The following is a 23276-nucleotide window of genomic DNA, read 5'->3' as shown; positions in this document are numbered from 1 at the left end:
CCGACACCAGCCTGTACGCGCTGACCCAACCGGACCGCGATCTGCGGCGACGCGCCCAACGCCACTAGGGCTGCCCCAATCTTGGGGCAGCCCGGGGGCTCCACATGACGAACGAGCAGCGGACGGTCGACCAGCGCCTGTGGAATTTTCTTGACTCCCTCCGGGGGCGCATGGATGCCAGTGAGATGGCGCGGCCGGTCGTCCGCCACGGCGGCGGCGCCCCGCCCCTGTCCGAGGTGCCACACGTGCCGTCTTCGGTGGCAGACGCGGTAATCGCAATTGAGTCTCAGCGCCTGACCGCCCATCTGGTCGAACTGGACCAGACCTCTCGCGAGGTGTCGCCGTGCACGACGCCGTTCTGCACCATCGTCGCGAGCGCATCGGTGAGCTGCTCGAAGTACGCCGCCAGCAGCTCGGGTGAGGGCCGGGTCTGGGCGAGCCGGGGCGCGGTCTCGACGGTGCCGTCCTCGTCGACGACGGTGATCCATTCCATCAGGATCTCGGTGCCGTCGATCTGGACCGGGTAGGGAACCGGCAGCCCGAGGTCCCAGAGCCGCAGCAGCGCACCCCACTCGGACACCGCCCACTCGCCGGCCGCGACCTGCCGGCCGAAGGTGCTCTTCCGCTTGAGGGCCCGCTCGTCACGTGAGCGCTTCATCGAGCGGCCCTCGGTGTAGGACGCGGCGCGGTGGAAGGTCCGGTGCTCGGGAGAGCGGTACCGCTTGGCCGCCATGACCACGCCGGCGGCGGGGTCGAGCGGGTCGGCGCGCTCGACGAGGTGGACGTCGGCCTCCTTGCCGGTCTTCAGGACGCCGAGCTCGGTGTCGATCGCGCCCTGCGAGGTCACCACCCAGTCCGGGAGCGGCTCGGGGCTCGGCAGAGGGGTTCGACGCCGAGCCAGGTCGACCAACGCTGGCCGTCCTCGAGGTCGTCGTAGGAACGGAAGTCGAAGACGAACCGGTCGTCGACGTCGCCCAGGTCGTCCGGCGGCGGGACGTAGCGGTAGGGGTCGGTGATGAAGTCGTCAGGAAATGCCGGGTGCTGAGGGTGCTGCGAGAGATCGTCGCGAGACATCGCTGGAGGTGCTCCATGAGGCGAGAGGGAGGCGGTCTGCGGGCAGGCCGAGGACAGTCGTAGTCACGGTCGTGCCTCCTCTCGTGGAGCACCGGGCAGCTCCCGGTGTCTCGCCCATGGTGAGGGCGGACACGGGGAGCGGCAACCGAGTAAAGTCGGCCCGCCTCGAGGGGCCCAGCGGTGCCGTAGGTTTCCGGCTGATCCTCCGTACCGGGCTCGTCCCGCCCGTGCTTGGGCTGACGCTGGCCGGGTCGTTGCCGGCCGGACCCGCGGTGACCGAGCGGGGCCCGACGCCCGGTGCGAGCGGGACGGGAGACCCGTACTTCCCACAGGGCGGCAACCGCGGCATCGACGTGCTGCACTACGACGTCCGGGACGGCTACTCCTTCCCCACCGGGCGACTGCACGGCCGGACCATCCTCGACGTGCGCACCACCCAGGACCTGTCGCGCTTCGACCTCGACTTCCTGCTGCAGGTTCTGCTCGTTGCCATCCGGCAGCCGAGCGGCCATCGCCTGGACCGATTTGCGCCGCCCATCCAGCATCAACCCGCGCAGACAGCAGTCGCCCTTGGCCCGCTGGTCCCTCCGCGGAGCCCAGGCGGATACCTCCGCCAAGTCACTCCGCAGACCCACAACCCGCTGCTCCACGGTCTCCAACGTGCTCCTCACGAGCACAGACCTGAAGACCTAACGGAGTCCTACCAGAAGGGTGCCCAATCCCGCCGGGATCCACCTGACCGCAGCGTCTCGACACGCTTCTCCACTTCTTTGGCGGCGCGCGGGGTCGTGCCGGCGTTCTGCGCGAGCCAGGTGACCATCAGCAGTTCGCGGACACTCCGGAGCACGGTGTACCCAGACCATCGCCGGACGTCGAAGCCGTAGCCCTCCGCGAAGTCGACGTACTCGGCTTCCGTGTGCCAGCCGAAGCTGTCGTAGTACATGGCCGTCTGCATGAGATCCCACTCGCGGGGGCCAGTCGCGAAGCCGTCCAGGTCGATGACCTCCGGGTGCCCCTCGGGGTCGTGCAGGACATTGCCGACGTTGAAATCACCGTGTAGATGCCCCGGCGGAAGGACGAACTCCAGCTGCTCGTACTAAGCCGCCAACTCCGCAGCTAGACCGGCTAGATACGCGTGGGGCTCGGCACGGATCACAGCACGCCGCAGGCGCTGCTCGACCTTGTCGAAGGGACGGAGGGCGGGCAGGGAAAAGTGCGGCGGCTCCAGTCCGTGAAGCCGCCGGAGGAGTTCGCCCATCTCACGTGTACTGGCGTACTTCTCGCCGTCGGCCAGCCCCTCCCAGAAGGTCACGGGGTGGCCCTCGACGACGACAGGCTGCTCGGCCTCCGTGACGAGTCGTGCTGCCGGGTAGCCCTCAGCCACGAGCCATTGCGCGACAGCGACGTCTCGACGCACGGACGGCAGACGGTCCGCGTGGCGGGCCGACGCGAGAGACCACCCGCCCGCCGTCGATGCGGAACACCGCATGGTCACCGAGTCGCAGCATTTCGACTCCGTTGGGGTCCAGCCCGACCAACCCGCAAGCTCTGCGCAGGATGCTCTCTGCCGCGGTGGAGTCGAAGGCGGCGGTTCGTTCCCTAGTCGTCATGCCGTCTCACCCTCCTGTGCAACAGGCAGAGCGAAGATGGCCCGCCCTCGCGTCGCTCCCTGGTCTTGATCCTCAACTCCGCAGGTCAGCCCATACCGAGCGTCGCAGCGGGTCACAATGCTGCACGACTCCCCGTAGCAAACCGCCGGCGCGCCCACGAGCGCGACTAGGCCTGTCTGCGGTTGTGATCAATGGGCTTTCAGGAGGCTGCGGATCCAGATGGTCGTTGCGCGGAGATGGAGTCCGGCGAGGTAGCTCTCGGGCGACTTGTCATAGCGGGTGGCGATGCCTCGCCAGTCCTTCATCTTGTTGATGGCGCGTTCAACCGTGTTGCGGTCGTGGTAGAGATCGGCGTCATGGGTGACAGGCCGACCGCCCCGACTGCCCTTCTGCTGCGGTTGGCGGCCTGGTCCTTCTTCTCCGGGATGAGCGCCTTGATGCGGCGTTTGCGCAGGTGGGCGCGGTTGGCGCGGGAGGAGTAGGCCTTGTCGCCCGCCACGGCGGTGGGCCGGGTGCCGGGACGGCCGACCGGCAGACGGACCCGCACGTTGTTCAGCATCGGGATGAACTGAGGGCTGTCGGCGGCCTGCCCGGCGGTCAGGACGATCGCCATCGGCCGACAGCGCCGGTCGGCGGCCAGGTGATTCTTGGAGGTCAGCCCGACCCGGGACCGGCCGCTCCCCGGCACGCGGGACATCGTGCGCTTCAGCTCACGGCCGTCGGCTGTTCCGCAGCGGCGAGCACTGATAGCGCAGCCCCTTGCCCACGATCCGGAAGCGCTCGCGACCGGCCGCCGAGAACGGGTTGGGCAGCTCGAACACCTGACGGTGCTCCGGGTCCAGGGCGGCGGTGATCAGCAGGATCCGGTATCGACCGCCACGCGCGTGGGTGCGCGCGGCATCCACCTCGGACGGCCCGAGCTCGAACTCCACGCGCTCGCCGACGGGTTCGCTCAGCGCCTTCACCTCGTACAGCCGTGTGGTGTCATGCCAGGCGACCTCGAAGTCGTACCCCAGGCTGTCCGATGCCTCCCGGTCGCCGTTGATGACCGCGGCGTACCCCGACCGCCAGCGCACCTCGAGGTAATGGCGCTGGAGCCAGGCCCGTGCCGCGACCTCCCCGACCAGACCGATGGCTGACCGCTGGTCCTCACTCACCTGGTGCAGTCGGGCCACGACCACCCGCGACGTGCCGGAACTCCCGCCCCGCCCGGGCTGGGGCACCGGCGCGACCGTGTCCAGGCGTACCTTGCCGGACTGGGCGAGGAAGGCCTCGTCGACGGTCCTGGAGGCTATGTCCGCGATGGCGGAGAAGTGGTCGCGTCCCACGGCGACCTCCTTCTCGCCGATCATGATCGTGGCCGGGCCCGCCCCGCGTGATCCGGCGGTGCCCTGCGCCGGTCCGGTCCGGAGCGCCAGGTCGGCGGGGGTGAGGCCGAGGAGCCCCGCGTCGGCGGTGAGCGGCATGCCGGTCGGCCAGCCCACACCGCGCCGCACCACGTCGAGCAGTTGTCCCTCGCTCAGCTCGATGAGGTCGCTCAGGCCGGAGCCGTCGAGGAGGGTCCGCGCCTCCAGCAGGGGCGCGCCCTGCCAGCCGGTCGGTACGAGTGCTCCGTGCCGGCGGCACCAGGCGGACACCAGCCGGGCCAGCGCCGGAACCAGGGGGTCCAGTGCGGCGGTGTTGAGTTCGCGGAGCCGGTCGACGGGCGGGAGATCGGTGGTTCGGCCGAGATCGTCGTCGGCGCCGTGCGAGCGCAGCCAGGCCTGTGTCCTGGCCCGCATCTCGTCCTCGGGCGGGGTGACGAACCGGGGCAGCCAGTCGGGGTCCGGCAGCAGGTCGTGGAGTCGACGGGCCCCGGCGTACGCGGAGAGGTCCGCGCCGTCGCGGGCCGCCGCCACGTACCGTTCCCGCAGCCGGTCCACCAGGGTGCCGGCGTGGCCGCGTACGAAGTCGCCGAAGGCCTGCTCGTGGAGATCGGGGTGGGAGTAGGGGGCGTAGCCGGGGCCGAGCGTGGTGAGCGCCTCGTTGAACCGCTGGAAGTCCAGCCCCAGTTCGTCGCGGAGTTCGGCCGGTGTGGTGCAGGAGCGGGCGAGGGCGACGAGTTCGGCGGCCGACGCGGGCAGCGAGACGGTGTACCGGCCGACAATCTGGACGAGTTCGTCCTCGCCTGCCGCGCGGTCGAGCGCCCGCGCACTCTCCTCGTCCCATGCGGAGCCGAGGAGACAGCACAGGGCCGGGCGCAGCAGTCGTACCGTGTCGTGCACGTCTCCCGTGAGATTGCGTCTGATCTCGGCGACCTTGGCCTCGGTCGTGTCCAGTGCCATCGCAAGGGTGCGGTCGTCGATCCTTTCCGGATCATGGGTGTCGAGCTGCCGTTCCAGCTTGACCAGGACCAGCTCCAGCACGTCCTGCAGCCCCGGCCTGCCCAGCAGTTGGGCGAGCGCGGACGTGCACGCCTGCAGTTCGTCCCAGCCCTCCTCGCTGCGCCAGACGACGACCGTGGGATGGTCGGCGTCCGGCAGCGGCAGAGCGCGCGTGGTCGGCGGTGGTTCGGTGAGCACGCCCGAGATGACGACCTCCACCGCGTCGGCCCGGACGACACGCACGGTGCGCAGCCGCTCCAGCAGGGCCCGCACACCGCGCTCGCTGCGGCGCAGGAACGCCCCGGACTTCAGTTCCACGGCCAAAGCCACCACTGTGACGAGCCATTCCCTGCCGTCGATGAGCGTGTCGGCGTGTCCGGTCGGGGTGATCGGTTCGCCGTCGCGGTCGCGGACCTGCACATCGGTCGCCGACGTGCGCAGGGTGCGGATGCCGTGCGCGTCGGCCATCTCCACGATTGCGTCCCCGCTCTCCGGTCCGGCGACCAGGACGGGATGGCCCGCCAGTTCGACGAGTGCCTCCTTCAGCGGCGCCTGATCGTCACAGACATGCACGGGCACGTCCTCGGCCGCCGGTACGAAGGTGCCGAGGGCGTTGCCGCGACTGACCACGAGCCGTACCTCCTCACCGGGGAGCCACGGCCAGCGGGCGTTCTGCGCGAGGTGCGACCACGCCCGCCCGTAGTGCTTCTTGAAGGAGACACTGAGGTACGACGGCACGTCGCCCCGGTGGAGGATCTCACCGAGGTGCTGGACGGCCGCTCCGGCGTGCCGCGGGTCCTCCCAGCTACGCAGCCCGCACCGGCGGAGCCTCGCGGCCGCGGCCTTGTCGGCGAGCAGCCGCCGGGTCTGCAGCGGCAACGAGGGGACGAAGCCGGGCAGTTCCCCGTCGGTGCTGAACCATGCCTCACCGGGGGTGACGAAGGCCGGGCCGTCCGACTCGGCGTCCTCCACCGGAAGCCAGGGCGTGCGGCGGAGGAAGGACGCGAACGGCGTGGGCCAGGAATGCTCGTCCCTCTTGTGCGGGTGCTCGGGCCGGTACACGGTGACGTCGAAGACCTCGTCGCCCCAGGTGCGGAACCCCAGGATGAGCAGTTCGGCGAACTCCCGCCGTGTGGTGGGGCCGAGGCCCTCCACCTCAGTCGCTCCCGGGAGATGGGCCAGTCGCCGCTGGAACGCGTAGGGCGTCCACGGGTGGGCGAACTTGGTCCACCGGGACCGTACGTCCGCCGTCCACACAGGCCCCAGGTCGTCGCCGAGGCCGAACCGCTGGGCCAGGCCACGGGGTGCCAGATCGTTCCCCTGCTGGGCTCCCAGGCGGTCCCCGACAACGGACAGCCGCAGTCCGTCGACCACACCGACGGCCGTGAGGAATTCGAGGTACGCCTCCCGGTCTCGGACCGGCGCGGGCCAGTCGTCGGGGCCGCTGATCCAGTGCCGCCGCTGGTCCGCCAGCTCGGGGATCCGGGAACCGCCCGCTTTGAGGAACCTCTCCAGCCGTTGCGCGCCTTCGGTGCCCCAGCCCGGTGAGTACGAGCAGCGTGCCGCCCTCGCCCAGCCGCCGTCGGCGAGCGGCACCCGGAAGGCGATCCGCGACAGCCGGTCGCGCTGCCCCGGCGTGAGCGCCGGGAACTGCCGCAGGGCGAAGGTGAGGGCGTCACGGCTGAGGGCCTCCGAGGGCCGTGCCCCGAGCAGGTCGTGCAGCGCGTCGAGGACCTGGTCCAGCTGGTAGGAGCGGACCAGCCCGCCCCGCAGCAGGAAGTCCCGTCCGGGGCTCTCCCAGGTGATGTCGGGGTGGGTGAAGGCGACACGGCGGCGCAGCGCCTTGAGGTCGCCGGGGACGCGGGTGCCGGCGTCGTCGTGCTCGTCCCCGGGGTGGAAGAAGACGGTGCCTTCCTTCTGGCCCTTCTTTCCCTGCTCCACCGCACCGCCGAGCGCAGGCCGCAGGCCGCCGTCCTGGTCGAGGACGATCCGCCGGCCCCGCAGCGCGGTGTGCTGGCCGGTGAAGGCCTGGGCCAGGTCGTTGTAGAAGTCCACCCAGCGTGGGCTCGGCGACTCGCCACCTTCTGCCCGGATCTCCTCGGCCACCGCCTCGGCCCAGTCGGCGGTCCTGACCAGCGGAGGACGCAGGGCCCGGGAGACGACCGCCTTGGCCAGCCGGTCGGCACGGGCGTGCCGGACCTGGCCCGCGGAGGCGGCCAGCAGATGGGCGCCGGCCCGGGCGAGAGCCCCGGCGGTGAGGACCCGCCAGGGGCGTCGGCCGTCCGGCCAGACGTAGGTGTCCCGCAGGGTGCCCCAGGACTCCCCGCCCTCCAGGGGGAGGAACGGCTCGACGGCGAGCCGCCCGTCCACCGCCTTGCCGAGGCGGGCCGGGGTGTCCCAGCACATGAGGTCGAGGACGAGGTCCCCGGCGCGGGCGTGCGGGGTCTCGGTACGCAGGCGTCTGGCCGATTCCACGCAGAGAACCGCCAGTTGGTCGAGCAGCAGATCGTTGAGGGCCACCGCCTCGCTCATGTCGAGCCGGGCGAGCTTGGTGAAGAATGGCGCGTGGGCGTGGCCCGGGAACGGCGCGGAGGACGCCTCCGACATCGGGATGAAGGTGTACATCCGGCCGTTCCGCGACAGCGGCCGGTCCAGTCGGAGCGCGACACCGACCCACGCCTCGCCCTGCCAGTCCAGCCATTTCGCGTCGATCCCATGGACGTCTACGCTGCGCTCGATCGCCACGCGCAGCCCCTCGGCGTCCAGGGTCCGCCGTGCCAGCAGATACCGCCCGGCGTCACCGAGGTCGACTTCGCTCATCCAGTCTGCGGTCCGGGACTCGACCAGGTCGCAGGGGCGTTGGGCACGTGACAGCACATGTCGTGTGCCGCACTCGGCCCCGTCACGGATCTCCACGACCAGTTCCCGTACGCGGTCGAGGAAGAGCAGCAGAGGCGCCTCGTCGTCCACCACGTTCTCGGCCTGCGCCACGACGAGGCTCCAGGCGTGGTCGTTGCGCAGCGGCAGTCGTACGACGGTCGCGTAGCCGTCCGTGGCGAGTTCCTTGAGTACGGGGTCCGCGGCCTCGGCGGGCACCGGCAGTGCCAGCGGGGAGACGTCCTTGATCACCCGGGCGGCGAGGGCCGTGTCGTCGACGACGGCGTGGATGTCGTCCGGTCGGGCGAAACGGAAGCAGTAGCCGTCGAACGAGTCGGAGGCGGGCGACGCCTTGGAGTAGATCTCCGGCCAGTCGGTCAGCTGCAGCACACTGCGGAAGCCGAGGCCCTTGTTGCCGATGCCCTCACCGGCTCCCTTGCTGGAGAGGGCCAGTTCGGTGATGGCCTTGAAGTTCTCCACGGTGAATCCGGTGCCTTCGTTGGCGACGTACAGGACACCGCCGCCGTCCTGGTGGCGCGTGGCCAGCACGGCGATCCTGCCGGTGCCCCCCGCGGCCAGGGCATCGTGTCCGTTCTGGATGAGCTCCAGGATCGTGCGGCCCTCGTACTCCTGGGCCGTGTCCTCGCTGACGGACTTCAGGCTCTCGGCGAAGCGCCAGTCTCCTCCCGCTCCGTCGAAGATCTCGATCCGCCGGCGTGTTAGGGCGGTGATCGCGTCCCCGAACCCCACCCCTGATCCGCTGCCCCTCATCGGTGTGATGGCCGTTCCCCCCTCGCTGAACCGGCATGCCTGTGCGTGCCTGCCGGGAATCGTGCTCATCAGTGTGTCCGGAAGGGGGCACCAGCCACGTTTTCCGGCCAATTCCTTGAAAGCTCACATGTCGATGCGAGAGGGGGTGGGGCCCGCTCGGTCCCCTGCGACGTCCGGGCACCCTCAGATGTGGTGAACGGCGGGACGACCGAAAGAAGCTCGTCGGCAGCCTGAATTGTCAGAGGCGGGTGCTAGGGGCTGTCTGCGGTTGTGATCAAACGCGGGTTAAGCGAGAGCTGGTCGTTCTCAGGGAACCTCATGAGCCTGAGTGCATGCGCCACCGGGCGGCGTCTACGGCGCTTGGTCGCAGGCCCTATTCGGGCCTGGGCTCGGTCAGATAGACGCCGGCGAGCGTGCCGTCGTAGCCCGCGGCCTGGGCCGCAGCCTCCAGGCTCGGGTAGTCCTGCCCTCCGACGCCGATCATCGCTTCGTAGTCCGCGCGGGTCAGTTCGCGCTCGACCCACTGGTGTGCACAGCGGCAGCGGATGCTGATCTCGTCGCGGTCGCAGATGACCATCCAGTCGCGCCGGGCGCCGCACCGCGGGCACATGACGGGGATTCCGGTGATGACGATTTCCTCGGGGTGGGTGCTGGCACGGAGACCGATGTTGCCGTCACCGAGTTGCATCTCCTGCTGGAGCCTCAACAGGGGGTCGTCGCCGAAGTCCGTCTCCGGCTGAACGGTTCTCTGAGGGTGGAGGCCTTCGTTGAGGATCTGCATCGTCTCCTTCTCCATATCAACCAGCCCTAACAGGCACTGGCGGTCGGTGTCCAGCTCTTTGTGCTGCTCAGCGCCTCGGTCCTCGGGAGCGGGGGGCGACATGGCGGGTCTCAGCGGTCGTCTCGGGCGCCTGTGGCGGGGACGGGTGGGAGCGTGATTGCGCTGCCCGCGTGTTCGTACGGGCACGAGGCGGGTCCATGGTGCCGGGGAGTTTGCCGATGCGTCGAAGTCGCCAGACGAGGACGTCGGTGACGCTGTCCGCGGTGTCCAGCTCGCGCCATTCGATGGCCTGCTGGAGCAGGGCATCGGGGTCGTGTCCCGCGCGCTCGGCCTGGTCCAGGGTGGCGGCGAGGGCGTCCCAGCCGGGTTCTCGGCGCGCGGAGTTGGCCTGCTCGGGCAGGGCGGTTTCGAGAGTGCCGGCGTACCGCACTCGTACGGGTTCGGGGAGGCGACGGCCGTGCTCGCGCATCGCGTTCATAGGGGCAAGGGCGGCCGATCGGTAGGCGCTGCGCAGGTGCTGTGCGGCTCGTTGGGCGGCGGCTGCCTGCTGGGCATGGCCGCGGGCGGAGTGCCAGCGCACCGCGGCGATAGTGACGAGGACCATCGTGGACAGGAGCATCGCGGTGGCGCCGCCGTCTTCGCCTTTGCCGAGGGCGTTGCCGGCGCGGATGATGCCGCGGGCGGCGGAGCGGATGGCGCGGTTGTCGGCGTGCTCGGCGCGGATGTGGGAGCGGGTGGCGCGTTCGAAGGCGCGAGCGGCTTCGGCGAGTTCCTTGCGCGTTGATGCCGGGGCGGTCTGGGCGAGTGCGTCGAGGAGTTCGCCGACGCCGGCCAGTTGGGCGGCGGAGTCCTCGTCGTCGTTCCCGTCCAGGATCGATACCGCCCGTTCGGCGACCGGGGCTGCCTGGCGTCGAGCGCGGGCCGGGCGAGGTGCTCGTTCATCGGCATGCTCGGTGACGGGCTCGTCGTCGGGCCGTCCGGCGTCGAGGCGTTGGCGGATCCTGGGGAAGGAGAGGTCCGGGGCGAGTTTCGAGCCGGAGAACCAGACGGGTTCGCCGTCGCGGTTGCGGTCGCCGGGGAGGGCGACCTTGTATCCGAGGGTGTCGCCGGAAGGAGCGATGCGCTTTTCGACCCGGATGCCGGCCTCGGCGAGGCGGCGGAAGAACTCCTCCTCGCCAGCGGCTCCGGCCAGGGCGTGGCGGACGCTCTCCCGCAGCGTCTCGCGGGGTGTCTCGGGGCGACCGGATCGCTCGGCTTTCGAGCGTTCGGCGCTGGTGGGTCGCTGGGCGGCGGTGCGGTCTCCGCCGTTGAGGATCTGCAGGCCGAACTCGGCTTCGATCCTTCGGCATTCGGCCTGGGCACGGATGCCGTCCTCGTGGCGTCGGGGGCGGCGGCCGTCTTCGCGGACGAGGGTGGCGACGAGGTGGATGTGGTCGTCGGCGTGGCGTACGGCGATCCATCGGCAGGCCTTGGCGTCACCTTCCTCGGCGATGCCGGTGGCGTGGACGATGCGTCGGGCAACCTCGGCCCATTCGGCATCGGTGAGGTGACGGTCTCCAGGTGCCGTGCGGACGGGGCAGTGCCAAATGTGCCGGGCCGGACGGCGGTTCTTCGGCAGGGCGAGAACGGGAAGGTCGAGCCGGTCGGTGAGCTGCTTGAGCGTGGCGGCCGGATCGCGTCCGGGATCGGGGGCGAGCCCCGGCATCCAGGACGCGACAAGGTGCGGGTCGGTGTGTTCGTCCCGACGGCCGGGCCCGTAGAGGTAGTTGAGCAGTCCGTACGTACGGCTGCCGGTGGAGATGTCGGGGACCACCGTCAGCGCCGCGCCATCTCTATGGCGGCGGCTTCGATGCGGGCAGCAGCGCGTAGGACACGGGCGACCGCGTCGTCCGTGTAGTCGGCCTGACCGCCGGAGTTAAGGACGCGGGCGACCTGGTTGAGGTTGTTGCCAGCGCGGGCGAGCTGGGCACTGGCCGCCATGAGCTCCTCCACTCGGCCGCGCTGGTCCAACAGCCATGTCTTCGGACCGCCTTGCGCCTGGGCGACCGCGACCGCGGCGTCGGCGAGGAACCCGGCGGTCTTCAGACCGACGGCTTCCGCGGCGCGCTTCACGGTGTCGAGTTCGTCTCGGGTCAGACGGACGCTGCGGACTTGGTCGCGGTGGACGCTCTGGCGCAGACGGGGGCGCGTACGCGTCACGGCGTTTGGATCTGCTTCTCCTCCTGGCTGCGATCCGCCCTCGGTCGCAGCCCCTGAGCCCGGCGCCCCCTGGTGCCGGGCCTCCCCTGCCCCTCCGGGGGCGGGGGCATGCCCTTCCGAAACTCCTCCGCAGCCCGTGGCAGCGGAGGAGTTTCGGAACGTACAGCTTGCTCGGCCTCGTGCCGGGCAGTGGCCTTGCTGCGCGTCAGAGGTGGTGCCGGTCGGTTCGAAAGTTGTCATCGTGGCGTTTCCGCCTTGCTGCGGCGCACGTCGAGGAGGATCTCGGCGACGTAGTCGAGGGCGAAGACCGGGTGGTGGAGGGTTCGTGGAGTGCTCGTGGCGGTGCGCCAGACGGCCCAGGTCCCGTCGGGCCCGGTCTCGGCGCGGTGGAGGTGCCCGTGGTCGCGCAGGACGGTGATCCAGGCGTCGGCTTCGGCATAAGTGGCCGGGGTGGTGCGCATGATGGTGTCTCCGGTGCAGAGGGAGAGCGGGGAGGTGCGTCGGGGTGGGTGACCCGGCCGGTATCCGGCGGCCGGGCCACTCGTCGTGCGGGCTGATCGGTCAGCCGGTCCGGGTGACCGACTTCTGGTTGGCCTCTTTGCGGAGCTGTTCCATCAGGCCCGTCAGTCGGTCGTTGGCCAGCGGGAGACCTTGTCCCCGGATGGCGTACGCAACAACCTGGCGGGTGACCTTGCCGGATTCCGTGACCGCCCGGCGGGCGATCTCCAGGAGTTCGCCGGTTGTCGGATTGGTGTCCCGGTCACCGCTGTCCGAGGTCTCCAGGAGGCTGTCCTGGGCAGTCTCCGGATCGGTGGTGACCGGATTTTCCAGGTGCAGACGGGTGAGCGGGACGGGTCTGGTCACCGGTTGTCCGCCCAGGTCAGCGTCACGGCCAGCGTGCTCGGGTCCCGGTTCCGGCATGGTCTGTGGCTGTCCGGGCTCGCCCTCCGGATCGGCTGGTGCACGATCCTCCGCGGCGGCGGTGACCGCTGGGCGGTTGTCCTGGCCGATTGTCCCGGCCAGGGCGGCAAGCCGGTGTCCGGAGGTGACCTCCCCGGGCCGATTGTCCTCTGGCTGGCCGAGGGGCTCCCGTCGGTCGGCTGCGATCCGGTCAGTCCAGTGACTGGCGGTGTCCGGGTGTCCGAGCTGTCCGGGGACAGCGGGCTCGGTGACCCGCCGGGCGATGAGGATGTATAGGTGGACTGCCCCGGCCAGGGCGAGCGGGGCGAGGGTGGAGAGGACGCCGACGGTTACGTCGCCGAGCCGCAGCCCCGCGCCTTCGGGTTGCTGTTGGTTGAGGCGTACGGCGTGCAGGGAGTTGGCCCAGATGCTGGCGGCCGTCGCGGTGCCGAACAGCATCCAGACGTAGCAGCGGGCGGCGAGCGGGGCGGCACGCAGGACCAGGAGGGCGCGTACCCCGTAGGCGATGAAACCGTCGATCACCAGGGGAAAGAGGAAGGTCAGGAGTCCGCGGACATGGATGGCGGTGGCCATCTGCTGGAGGGCGTCGTAGGAGAGAGCGCATCCTGCGCCGCCGAGGGCGACGATGGCGGCGCGGTCCCATCCCCTGATGCGTGCGGGTATCGGCGCGATGTGGCTCATGCCGCCTTCCCGAGGTCATCGCGGCGGGGGTTTTGCGCCTTCGGCTCCTTGAGTGCCTTGGTCTTGGCATTCTTCGTCTGGTCCACCGCTCGGTTGCGGATCTCGCGCCGGGTGCGGCGGTAGAGCTTCTCGGCGTGTTCCTCAGTCACCTTGAGGAGCCAGGCGAGGCGTTCGGCCGGGGTGCCGGACTGATAGGCGGCACGGACGACGGCTTGGCGCTCGGCTTCGGTGAGGTGGATGTCGCGTCCGGCCAGGACGGCGTTGACGCGGGCGTAGTTGAGGCGGTGCTGGAACTTGCGGTGCAGGGGGTCGCGCTCCTCTTCGGTCATGCCTCCCCGGATGCCGTCGCGGTCGCCATTTTCGAGGGCGGCATCCAGGCAGGTGCTGCGGACGGGGCACTGTGTGCACAGAGCCTTGGCGGCGCGGATGCGGTCCATCTCGTCGGGCTCGGGGAAGAAGAGTTCTGGGTCGACCTTGTGATGGGTGGTCGAGCGGCAGGCGGCGTGGTCGTGCCAGTTGTGGTCGCCGAGAGTGCGCGGCGTGTGGAGCTCGGTGCTGTGCATGTGGGTGTCTCCGTATCCCCCCGGGGCGCGTTTGGGCATGCGCGGCCCGGGGGTTGGTGCTTGAAGGAGGCGGACCGTGACGGCGGTCGCGAGAGGGATCAGGCGGCAGCGGCGGGGCGGCGACGCTCGGCTGCGATGGCTCGTCTGCGGTCGGGGCCGTCGAGGATGACCTTGTCGGTCATCTCCGTGAGGCGGGAGGCGACGCGGTCCCCGATGTACTCGCGCAGGTCGGCCATGCCGAGGTTCGTGGTGATCAGGGTCGGGAGCATCTCGTTGTAGCGGCGGTTGATCAGCCGCATCGTGATCTCCTCGGTCCACTCGCTGCTCTTGGCCGCGCCGAGGTCGTCGATGATCAGCAGGGGGCAGCGGGCCATGTCCATCAGCTCCCGCTCGCCGTCGTGGCCGGGTCGGGGCCGCAGGTCGGCGTACAGGTCGGCGGCGGTGGTCGCCTTCCAGCGCAGCCGGACCCCGACGGTGATCAGGGAGCGAACCGCGCCGTACGCCTGGTGGGTCTTGCCGGTGCCGGTGGTGCCGACGATCAGCAGCGAGCGCCCCTGGGCAATGCCCGGGGCTCCGCCGGGGCCGGGTCGGCCGGCCTGGGCGACCTCGTGGACCCAGGCGGTGATTGCCGGGTGGTCCGCGAGGGCGGCCTGGTAGCGGGCCGGGATGCGGGCCTGTGCGGCCTGGAGAGCCGGGATGGGCTCGAGCAGGCCGGAGGGCGTGGCGGCAGGGTCGATGCCCCGGGCGGTCAGGATGTTCGCCAGGCGGCGGGCGATGCCGCCGACGGGCTGGGCGTCGTAGTCGCGCATCACAGCTCCTCGGCGTAAGCGGCGGCAGGGTCGGCGGGGTTGGCCCAGGCCCGGTGCCCGGGCACGTTAGGCCGCGATCCCGGCCGCGCCAAACCAGCCGACCGGGCGCTCATGGCCTCGTTGACCATGCCGGGCAGCACGCTGGGGTGCTTGGGGTTGGCGGCGAAGCGCTGCAGGCCGCCCCGGATGTGCTCCGGGGAGATGCCCTCGTCCAGGAGCTTCTTGGTGATGCGCCCGAGGTGCCCGATCACGTCGCCCGGCGGGCGTTCGTCACGAGCGGCGACGTACTCGCGGACGAGGTCCTGCGCCGAAGGGCTGGGTGCGGGCGCTGTGCGCCCCGAAGGATTAGAAGATCCAGGATCCAAGATCCTAGATCCAGGCGTCGAGCCCTCGGGGAAGGCTCGGGGAGCCTTCCGGGAGCCCTCCCCGACACTCTTCTGAGCTGCGGTTTTCTTCATGGCTCGCTTGGGAGCGTCGGTGGTGCCGTCGAGCGTGGCCTGCTGGCCGCCTGTGCTCGCGGACCGGGCGGTGGGAGGCGTCGCGGGTGTCTTCGACGGCCGATCGAAGGTCCGGGGAGCCTTCGGCGAGGCCCCGGCAAGCCCGCGGGGAGCGTCCGGCGAGCTCTCGTCGAACACGGTGCAGGTGCCCTTGCATGCTCCGCAGCGCTCCTTGGCATGGTGGGCCGGGCAGGCCGGGATGCGGGACTGCGAGGGCTTGTCGATCTTCTGGTGCTCGAACCAGGTGACGATGTGCAGGTACCGGCGGCCGTCGCAGCCGGTGTACCGGCAGACGAGCCTGGCGGTGGCCAGCTGGTGGAGGTCGTCCTCGACGTGCACCGGGGTGTGCTCAGCCCGCAGTGGCCAGAGCAGCCCGGTGATGATGGCCGGGTTGTCGCGGAAGCGACCATGGTCGTCGGCCTGGGTGAGGAGGCCGAAGAAGGTCCGCTCGGCATAGACGCTCACCTCGGCGAACGACTCGCTGGTGAAGGCTTCGGGCTTGATGGTGCGGATCCTCGCCACGGTCAGCGCACCCCGCCCGCAGCGGCGTACGCCTGGGCGGCGGGCTTCAGGACGCCCGTGGTCAGGTCAAGGTCGTGGGCTTCGTCCCAGCTCACCCCGGGATAGGAGCGGATGATCCAGCGCGCGGCGATCAAGCCCTGCGCGCGGTTGATCTCCATGCGGCGACCGTGCTCGTCGTAGGCGCGGGCATACGGGCTTGGCCAGGTCTGGCTGGGCTCCCGTTGTGAGATGCGTATGACGATGGCTCCCGGCACCATGTCTGCGAGGAGGCGGGCCATACGCTGCCGACGGATGTCTGCAGACTCGTCATACTGGGCGCTGACCGCCCTTTCGCTCTGGGGCGTAGGCATGCGAAAATCCCTCACTCGTAGGTGGGGCGGGGCGGCCGTTCTCGTCGAAAAGGCCAGCCGACCCGCTCCAGTTATGGATCCGCGTCCCGCAGAGGGCCGCGGCCCGGTGTCTGGGGTTCCAGCCCCAGACACCGGCGCATTCCTCCGCAATCCGTTCTGCGGATCAGGTGTCGCCCTGCGCGGCGAACCGCACTCCCCTCGGTCACTCCTAGCGAGCCCCTCCGGGTCGCGTTTTCATCAGTTGACGGCGACGGGACGACCATAGACTGATGAGGATGGATCATGTCAACTGGTGAAGATGGAATGAGCCTGCAGAGGCATGTATCGTCTACACCAGTTGATGAGATTCGCGTGGTGCACCAGCGTCACCCGCACCGGACGGAAGGGCGACCCCCCATGGGCGACGGGGCACATGAGGTGAAGCGCTCCCTCGCGGAGAAGGTCGATCACCTCTTCCTCACGATTCACCCCAGAGACCGGGGCCCGTACTCCTACAAGGAGGTGGAGGCCGGCATCCGCGAGCAAGGCGGCCCGCCCATGTCCTCCAGCTACATCTGGCAACTGCGGACCGGCAAGCGAGACAACCCGACCATGAAGCACCTCGAAGCCCTGGCCGGCTTCTTCGGCGTCTCACCGTCGTACTTCTTCGACGAGGAGTCGTCCAGGCGGATCGACGCCGAGTTGTCGATGCTCTCCTCGATGCGCGACAACCAGGTGCGATCGGTTGCCATGCGCGCAAGCGGCCTGTCACCCGAGACGCTGCAGACCATCCAGAGCTTCATCGAGCGAGCACGCGACCTAGAGGGCCTCAACTCAGGCGACCGCGCCCGAGAAGAGCAACCTTGACCCAAGCCGGCTCCAGCCGGTTAAGGATCGATAAAAATTCCTTGGTTGCCCACAGGGCGATTCACCCCCTGTGCACCTGATGCCTGATTGACGATGCACGCTCCGTAGCCACGCTCCGGCCGCCAGTGAGTGTCCGCCAACAGCCCGATGACCCCGCGGCAACATTGCGTATGCAATTCACATATTGTGCTGACGACTGCACGACAGCCGAAGATGGTGATTCCATGATCGGCACTTAGCACCGCCCAGGAGTTGCCTTGCGTCTTCGCCGACGGCTCCGGTCACGCCTGCCGCAGCGCAAGCGCCGAGATCCCCAAGATCTTCTGACCGAGATCGAAATCCCTTCCCCGTTCAGCATTCAAGCTTTCTGCGACAACGTCGCTGCCCATCGGGGGCGACCGCTACGTCTCGAAGCGGTCGAGGGCATTTCGGGAAGTAACGACGAGCTGTGCGGCCTGTGGATCGAGCTGGAGAACAGCGACTGCATATTCTATGAGGCATCAACATCACCGCTTCACCGGGACCACATCGTGTTGCACGAGATCAGCCACATGCTGCTCGGGCATTCGTCGGTCAACGATGTGACGCCTTCGGTGCCTTCTGCGCTGTTCACTGGCATCGCCCCGCAGACGGTCCGCAGTGTGCTGGCGAGAGCCAACTTCGATACCCCGCAGGAGCGCGAGGCGGAACAGCTCGCCACCCGCATCGCCAAGCTGGCTGAACTCCCGGCTGCCCCTGCCCGTCCCGCTGAGCTGCACCGCATCGACGTGGCACTCCGCTCCGAATGAGCCCCATGACCACTCTTGAAGGTTCCGTCGCCATCCTGCTCTGGGCCATAACGGCCTGGCGCGCCCCGAAAGTCTGGCGTCAGGGTAAGGATCGCACCCTGTGGTGGGCCTTCTTCGGGGTCAGCGTCACCATGACCCTCCGATTGCCCCTCGGACAGGATCTGGACCGCAGTATCGGTGTCGTAGATCTTTCGTTTCTGCTCAAGCACATCAGCGGTGGTGTGTTCGGCGCCGCTGCCCTGCTGGCCTTCCTACGGAACGTTTCGGGCAGCAATGACTCGGGCTCTTGGCGAGCTGGCTTTCGCGTGGCCCTGCCGATCACGACTGCAACTGCCATGACGGCTCTATTCGCCGCGACTTCGCAGCCGTACGAGGCCGAAGACCTTCTGACCGACTACGCACAGCACGGCACCATCCTCGCGTACGGCATCATCTTCGTCGCCTACCTCACCACCGCCCTGTTCGGCGCCATGCGCGTGTGCTGGCGCTGGGGGCGCGACTCCGCCAACGGCTCCCTCGGTTGGGGCCTCAGGCTCATCGGCGTCGGCATGGCCAGTGGCGTCGCATACGCCCTGCACCGCATCGCGAACCTCGTTACGCGCTACTTCGGCCACACAATCCTTGGCGAGAGCCTCGACCACACCACAAGCACGCTCTTCCTCGTCGTCGCTGTACTGCTCATCCTGACCGGCAGCACTCTCCCGGCGTTGACCAAGATCCGCAGCTGGTCCGCGGACCGCCGAAACCTGCTCCGGCTCTACCCGCTGTGGCACCGGCTCACCGACGCGGTCCCCTCCGTAAGACTCGATCCGCCCCGCAGCCGAACCGTGGAACGGCTCGACCCCCGCAACGCCCATGGTCGCCTCTACCGCCGCACCATCGAGATCCGCGATGCCGCTCTCGTACTCAGCGACCATGCCCCCGCGGAGATCCGGGCGCAGGCCCAGTCGCACGTGGTCGCAAGCGGACTCATCGGCACCCAAGCCGACACCGCCGTCGAAGCCTGCTGGCTGGAGGTGGCCCGCCGCTCCCGGCTACGCGGCGAGGACCCCACCAACAAGCACCACCGGCCCGCCGGCGGCGGCCGCAATCTTGCCAGCGAGATCAGCGCCCTCAGCCAACTGTCCGCCGCCTACCACTCCGACCTCACCCGCTCCTTCGCCGAAGCGACGGATCGCACCCGTACGCTGGAGACGCAGCCATGAGCACGTTCACGCCCCCCGCCCCGCCCAAGTACTCCGAAGCCTCCACGAAGGTGAAGGCAGCGAAGCTGATCACTGACGTGCTCGCGCCCGCCAACCTGGTGATAGCACTCCTGCTCCTCGTCGGGTGGCACAGCACCAGCAACTTCACCGGGGTCGCCTGGGGACTCGTCGGCGCGCTGTTCTGCGGCATCATCCCCATCACCATCGTGCGGCTCGGTGTAAGGCGTGGCCGCCTGACCGACAAGCACGTCCGCGTGCGCAAGCAGCGCATAGCGCCACTCGCCACCAGCCTGGTGTCCGTCGTCGTCGGCATCGTGCTGCTGTACGTCCTCGACGCACCCAGCGAGGTCTCCGCGCTCGTCGTCGCCATGCTCGTGGGCCTCGCCTCCACCCTCGCGGTGACCGTCTGGTGGCAGATCTCCGCTCACAACGCCGTCGCGGGCGGCACCGTCATGATCCTGCTGCTGGTCTTCGGCCAAGCGGTACTGCCCGCGATCCTGATCGTGCTGGCTGTCGGCTGGTCCCGCCGGGTCCTCAAGGCCCACACTCTCGCCCAGCTCTGCTGCGGCACAGCCTTGGGCGCCATCTCTGCGGTCGTCTTCACCCTGCTCCGCTGAACCACGGCCCACGAAGGGTCGGCGCCCGGAGGCGCTGGAGGCGGGCTGGTGGGACCTCTGGGAAGAGTTTCCTGACGACGTTGAGATCGACGCCAGCCAACTGGATCTCCTGATGCCGCCGTGCGCGGGGCAAGCCGACCTTCACTCTCCGGACGTTGCCACCGCAGTGGTGCGATCCGCTACAGCGTTGCCCGTGGATCCCAGCCATCCGGCTGCACGTGGCCCTCGCTGCGGCCAGTGTCGAATTGGAGCTGCCGGGCGAGGTGTCCACCATTCGAGTCCCGCTGCGAGTGGCAGTTACACACCGGTCTGCACGGCCTCGTCCAGAAGATGCTGCTCGGCGTTGACGGGTCGCGCCAGCTCGGGATTCGTGCCCGTCCTCGTACCTGGCGGCCCGGTCTAGAATTTGATCCCGCCGATCATCCGAGCCAAGCTCGTCGTGGCTTCGGAGATCGTCGGCGCGATCGAGGAACTGGCCAGGTAAAAGCCCAGCAGTACGCAGACGATCGCGTGCCCGGCTTTCAGCCCGCCCTTCCGGATGAGTAGGAAGACGATGACGGCCAGCAGCACTACGGCGGAGATGCTAACGGCCACGGGGAACACCCCATCCGCGGTCGGGCGTCGAACGTGCGAGCGCGATGCCGAGACCAAGCTTGGTGCTGCCAGTGTGGGGGTGTACGACCTCATGGGGAATCAGCCAGATGCGGTGGCACGCATGACGAGCAGACTCGAACTCGGTGGCCGAACAGGCCAACGTGCCGGGTCGGCAGAGTGTTTGTGGGACATGCCAGCGATGCTCGGAGCCTGGTTCCACCGGGATATGGAGGAGCATGTGAGACAAGCAGCAAAGAACCGGACTCACCGGATGCTGCTGCTCGCGCATACCTTCGAGCGCCCGCAGGCCGATGCGTACCCCCGTCTGAACCACATCAATGGGACTGCTGAGCAGTGGTGAGGGAAGCGGATGCTCCACAAGCTGGATTTTCCAAGGCAGTTCGGTCTGGGTAGAGGAAGGCAACGAAGGCTCCGGTGAGAGGGGACAACCGAGAGAACCCCGTCATCTCGTAGCCGAGTGGCGTGAATGACGGCACCCAGGAACGATTGGGCCGCCGGATGCGCAGGCCGCAAGCTGACCAGAAGGAGCAAGCACCTCAGTCTCCTGAACATCTCGATGCATCGTCACGCTGGGGCCCGGTCGACACCACACGACTCCGCGATCCGGGCTGGCTGGCCACAAGACTGTTCGACAAACCGCCCTTGCACACATTCGGCGGGTGATATCACTGAGGTGATCCCGATGTCAGGCAGGGGCCGTTGAGCCCGCACGCTCTCGCTCAGAGGAGAGGCAAGAGGTGGCTCAGCAGGCGGCGCGACACTGTTCTCAATGCGGCTGCCTCTTAAGCCAGTACAACCCTGACGAATGGTGCGCAGGATGCGCCCGCTCCAGGCGACCTGCGGTAGTCAACGCCCCGCGCATACCGGAGCGGGTCTGGCAGGACGCCGAAGTCCGCGGGGCGCTCGCCACCTGGGACTTCGGCAAGGTCAGCCGCCTGATTCGGCAACGCGGATCGCTACGGCAAGACGACTTGGCTCAACTCACGGGCCTGAGTCAGGCCTTCCTGTCGATGCTCGAATCCGGGGCGCGCAGACTCACCAACATTGACAAGATCATCGAGTTCCTGACGGGTCTCGACACACCCGCTGATCTCGTACCCCTCCCGCTTCCGAGGCGGGCTACACCGGCGACCGAACATCAGCCACGCAACCTCCTCACTGACGACCTGGACCCAGCCCTCCCATGGACTGCCAGTCGTATGGTGGCCGCACTGAACGGCGCGGTAGGAGGTGGGTCGGTGGACCGTCGAAAGTTCATCACTGCGAGCGGCATCGCACTGACCGCGTACGTGCATCACTGGGGCGTGGAGGAAGCCGAGCCCCTCCAGCGGGCCGGAAAGGGCAGCCGAATCTCCGACGATCTACTGGATAAACTGCAAGGCACCACGGATCACCTGCGGATCATGGATGCCAGCTCCGGAAGCGGCACGCTGACCGACATGGGAGACGCTCATCTCGAACTCCTGAAACGCATCCTCAAACGGGCCTCCTACAGCGAGGCAACCGGTCGAAAGCTCGCAGCCATCGTCGCTGATACAGCCACACAAACGGGCTGGTTCGCCTTCGACTCTGGACAGCATGACTTGGCCCAGGCGTACCTCCTCGCCGCGCTGCGCGCCGCCAAAGCGTCTGGTGACGTGCGACTGGGCGCCGGCGCCTTGTCCTACATCGCCATCCACGGCTACTCGACAGGGCGCCCACGAGACGCCGTATCCGCAGCGCGAGCAGCCCGCGAGCGAGTCAAAGAAGTCACCGCCCCGTCCTTGGAGGCCATGCTGCTCACCCGACAGGCTCGTGGCCACGCGAAACTCGGAGAACAGAAGGCGGCGCTCAGGGCGCTTGGCCAAGCGGCCGAACTGTGCGCTCGAGGGCGATCGGAGAACGACCCGAGTTGGCTGTACTGGATCAATGAGGGAGAGATCCACGGGCAGGCCGGCAGCTGTCACCTCGATCTCGGAAACCCGCAGGGGGCCATTGACAGTCTCATCCGAGCCCGCGACGCGCTCAATCCAAGCGATCTTCGAACCAGAGCCCTGATTCTCTCTCGTGCGGCTACAGCCCAGATCCGCGGAGGCGATGCAGAAGCGGGGTGTGCCACCGGGCACGAAGCAATGGACCTGGCCGAACGGCTCCAGTCCGCCCGACTTACCGAGCATGTCGACGCCATGACCAACGAGCTCACTCCGATCAGCCACACCCCATACGCTCGTGAGCTGCTTGAACGGGCCGCCGTTGTGACGCGGATGAGGAGCTGAACGTGACCGAAGCCCAGCGGGTCCTTGTGCTGTGGGACATTGATCGGACGCTGCTGTACGTCGGTGATATCGACCGTCAGGTCTACCGGGAAACCTTCGCCGAAGTCGTCGGCCGCCCGGCGGAGCGCCTACCGGCCCGCGGGACAGGGGTGACGATGCCGCTCGCGATCCGCGGCCTGCTTCTGAACAACGGCGTGCCGGAAGAGGATGTGCCAGAACTGTTGCCGCAGATGGTGGAGTTGCTGCCGAAGCGACTAGGCGGCCACACAGCAGACCTGCGACGCGAAGGCGTTCTCATGCAGGGCGCAGTCGCTGCACTCAGCTGCGTGCGTGATCATCCACGTCTGTTGCCGACCGTGGTCACCGGAAACCTCAAACCCAACGCCATCTTGAAACTCGAAGCCTTCAGCCTCGACCGATTCGTAGACATCGAGATCGGCGGCTTCGCTTCCGACGACGACCACCGACCCGCGCTGGTTGAGGTCGCGCAGCGGCGGGCCCAGGCCAAGTACGGCACGGCCTTCACCCGCTCCAACACCGTGATCATTGGAGACTCCCTTGAAGACGTCCGGACAGGACTCGAGGGCGGCGCCCCTGTCATCGGCGTTGCCTCCGGCAAGACCACGGCGACCGAACTCGAGGACGCAGGGGCCGATGTGGTCCTTGAAAGCCTAGAAGACACCCCGCAGTTGATGAGGGCTATTGCATCGGTCACGTCCTAGCACCTGCTGACTCTGATTGGAGTGCAGTATGTTGACGGGTCTACCAAACCACTGCCAGTCAGCCAGGGCTCACCAAGGGCCCCGAGCCTGCTCTCGGTGATGCCGAGCCGAGGAAATGAACCTGAGGCCATTGCCATCGGGCTGCTGGTATTCGGCGGCGGGGCGCTGCTGATGAGTTCCCTTTTCGGCGTCTGGACTGCCTTCGCCAGC

At 68.6% G+C, this 23276-nt stretch carries 20 protein-coding genes and 3 pseudogenes; 7 read left to right on the top strand and 16 right to left on the bottom strand.

Features of this window, described 5'->3' with window-relative positions; genetic code table 11:
- Positions 1-286: 286 nt before the first annotated feature.
- The 15 genes and pseudogenes from ACFYWY_RS01065 to ACFYWY_RS00995 form a co-directional block, all read right to left on the bottom strand.
- Complete coding sequence (locus tag ACFYWY_RS01065) at positions 287-847, bottom strand: RIO1 family regulatory kinase/ATPase (RefSeq protein ID WP_389177642.1); 561 nt, start codon at positions 845-847, stop codon at positions 287-289.
- The gene (locus ACFYWY_RS01060; protein ID WP_389177639.1) at positions 844-1074 is read right to left on the bottom strand and encodes a hypothetical protein; all 231 of its coding nucleotides are present in this window, start codon (positions 1072-1074) and stop codon (positions 844-846) included. Before ACFYWY_RS01060 ends, ACFYWY_RS01065 begins: the two co-directional genes overlap by 4 nt.
- Before the next feature lie 461 nt (positions 1075-1535).
- A pseudogene (locus ACFYWY_RS01055) lies at positions 1536-1733 on the bottom strand (transposase); the annotation flags it as partial.
- Positions 1734-1774: 41 nt separating this feature from the next.
- Positions 1775-2491, bottom strand: a pseudogene (locus ACFYWY_RS01050) (aminoglycoside phosphotransferase family protein).
- A 381-nt stretch (positions 2492-2872) separates the two neighbouring features.
- Positions 2873-3360 (bottom strand): annotated as a pseudogene (locus ACFYWY_RS01045) (IS5 family transposase); the annotation flags it as partial.
- Between the two features lie 34 nt (positions 3361-3394).
- Positions 3395-8674 carry a sacsin N-terminal ATP-binding-like domain-containing protein gene (locus tag ACFYWY_RS01040; protein WP_389177636.1) on the bottom strand — a complete coding sequence of 1760 codons (5280 nt, stop codon included), beginning with the start codon at positions 8672-8674 and terminating at the stop codon, positions 3395-3397.
- Positions 8675-9068: 394 nt separating this feature from the next.
- Positions 9069-9491, bottom strand: a complete 423-nt coding sequence (locus ACFYWY_RS01035) for a hypothetical protein (RefSeq protein WP_389177633.1) — start codon at positions 9489-9491, stop codon at positions 9069-9071.
- Between the two features lie 52 nt (positions 9492-9543).
- Positions 9544-11289, bottom strand: a complete 1746-nt coding sequence (locus ACFYWY_RS01030) for a relaxase/mobilization nuclease domain-containing protein (protein ID WP_389177630.1) — start codon at positions 11287-11289, stop codon at positions 9544-9546.
- Between the two features lie 2 nt (positions 11290-11291).
- Entirely contained in the window at positions 11292-11675 is a 384-nt protein-coding gene (locus ACFYWY_RS01025) for a plasmid mobilization protein (RefSeq protein ID WP_389177627.1), read from the bottom strand.
- 236 nt (positions 11676-11911) lie between these two features.
- Positions 11912-12136 (bottom strand): hypothetical protein, encoded by a 225-nt coding sequence (locus ACFYWY_RS01020; protein ID WP_389177624.1) that lies wholly within the window; start codon positions 12134-12136, stop codon positions 11912-11914.
- Positions 12137-12236: 100 nt separating this feature from the next.
- Positions 12237-13277, bottom strand: coding sequence for a DUF2637 domain-containing protein (locus ACFYWY_RS01015; RefSeq protein WP_389177621.1), 1041 nt, complete (start codon positions 13275-13277; stop codon positions 12237-12239).
- Complete coding sequence (locus ACFYWY_RS01010) at positions 13274-13840, bottom strand: WhiB family transcriptional regulator (protein ID WP_389177618.1); 567 nt, start codon at positions 13838-13840, stop codon at positions 13274-13276. Before ACFYWY_RS01010 ends, ACFYWY_RS01015 begins: the two co-directional genes overlap by 4 nt.
- A gap of 98 nt (positions 13841-13938) precedes the next feature.
- Positions 13939-14649 carry an ATP-binding protein gene (locus tag ACFYWY_RS01005; protein ID WP_389177615.1) on the bottom strand — a complete coding sequence of 237 codons (711 nt, stop codon included), beginning with the start codon at positions 14647-14649 and terminating at the stop codon, positions 13939-13941.
- Positions 14649-15668 (bottom strand): hypothetical protein, encoded by a 1020-nt coding sequence (locus ACFYWY_RS01000; RefSeq protein ID WP_389177613.1) that lies wholly within the window; start codon positions 15666-15668, stop codon positions 14649-14651. The genes ACFYWY_RS01005 and ACFYWY_RS01000 overlap by 1 nt, the downstream gene beginning before the upstream one ends.
- Positions 15669-15670: 2 nt before the next feature.
- Positions 15671-16018: a hypothetical protein gene (locus ACFYWY_RS00995; protein WP_389177610.1), complete on the bottom strand. Its 348-nt coding sequence runs from the start codon at positions 16016-16018 to the stop codon at positions 15671-15673.
- A gap of 396 nt (positions 16019-16414) precedes the next feature.
- Between ACFYWY_RS00995 and ACFYWY_RS00990 the strand changes: the two genes are divergently transcribed.
- From ACFYWY_RS00990 to ACFYWY_RS00975, 4 genes are all read left to right on the top strand, one after another.
- Positions 16415-16864: a helix-turn-helix domain-containing protein gene (locus tag ACFYWY_RS00990; RefSeq protein WP_389177607.1), complete on the top strand. Its 450-nt coding sequence runs from the start codon at positions 16415-16417 to the stop codon at positions 16862-16864.
- 257 nt (positions 16865-17121) lie between these two features.
- Positions 17122-17652, top strand: a complete 531-nt coding sequence (locus ACFYWY_RS00985; protein WP_389177604.1) for a hypothetical protein — start codon at positions 17122-17124, stop codon at positions 17650-17652.
- 5 nt (positions 17653-17657) lie between these two features.
- Positions 17658-18857: an MAB_1171c family putative transporter gene (locus tag ACFYWY_RS00980; RefSeq protein ID WP_389177602.1), complete on the top strand. Its 1200-nt coding sequence runs from the start codon at positions 17658-17660 to the stop codon at positions 18855-18857.
- On the top strand, positions 18854-19474 hold the full coding sequence (locus tag ACFYWY_RS00975; protein ID WP_389177599.1) for a hypothetical protein: 621 nt from the start codon (positions 18854-18856) through the stop codon (positions 19472-19474). Before ACFYWY_RS00980 ends, ACFYWY_RS00975 begins: the two co-directional genes overlap by 4 nt.
- Positions 19475-19873: 399 nt before the next feature.
- Here the strand turns inward: ACFYWY_RS00975 and ACFYWY_RS00970 are convergent, their stop codons facing one another.
- Positions 19874-20068: a hypothetical protein gene (locus ACFYWY_RS00970; RefSeq protein WP_389177596.1), complete on the bottom strand. Its 195-nt coding sequence runs from the start codon at positions 20066-20068 to the stop codon at positions 19874-19876.
- A 238-nt stretch (positions 20069-20306) separates the two neighbouring features.
- Here ACFYWY_RS00970 and ACFYWY_RS00965 point away from each other — a divergent pair, with 238 nt between their 5' ends.
- The 3 genes from ACFYWY_RS00965 (at position 20307) to ACFYWY_RS00955 (ending at position 23066) form a co-directional block, all read left to right on the top strand.
- Positions 20307-20429: a hypothetical protein gene (locus ACFYWY_RS00965; protein WP_389177594.1), complete on the top strand. Its 123-nt coding sequence runs from the start codon at positions 20307-20309 to the stop codon at positions 20427-20429.
- Positions 20430-20826: 397 nt separating this feature from the next.
- Positions 20827-22344 (top strand): helix-turn-helix domain-containing protein, encoded by a 1518-nt coding sequence (locus tag ACFYWY_RS00960; RefSeq protein ID WP_389177591.1) that lies wholly within the window; start codon positions 20827-20829, stop codon positions 22342-22344.
- 2 nt (positions 22345-22346) lie between these two features.
- On the top strand, positions 22347-23066 hold the full coding sequence (locus ACFYWY_RS00955) for an HAD family hydrolase (RefSeq protein ID WP_389177588.1): 720 nt from the start codon (positions 22347-22349) through the stop codon (positions 23064-23066).
- Positions 23067-23276 lie beyond the last annotated feature (210 nt).

The sequence above is a fragment of the Streptomyces sp. NPDC002870 genome (assembly GCF_042888505.1).
Classification (GTDB): Bacteria; Actinomycetota; Actinomycetes; order Streptomycetales; family Streptomycetaceae; genus Streptomyces.
Note: the sequence above shows the minus strand (reverse complement) of the source record. Positions and strands in the feature narration are given on the sequence as shown.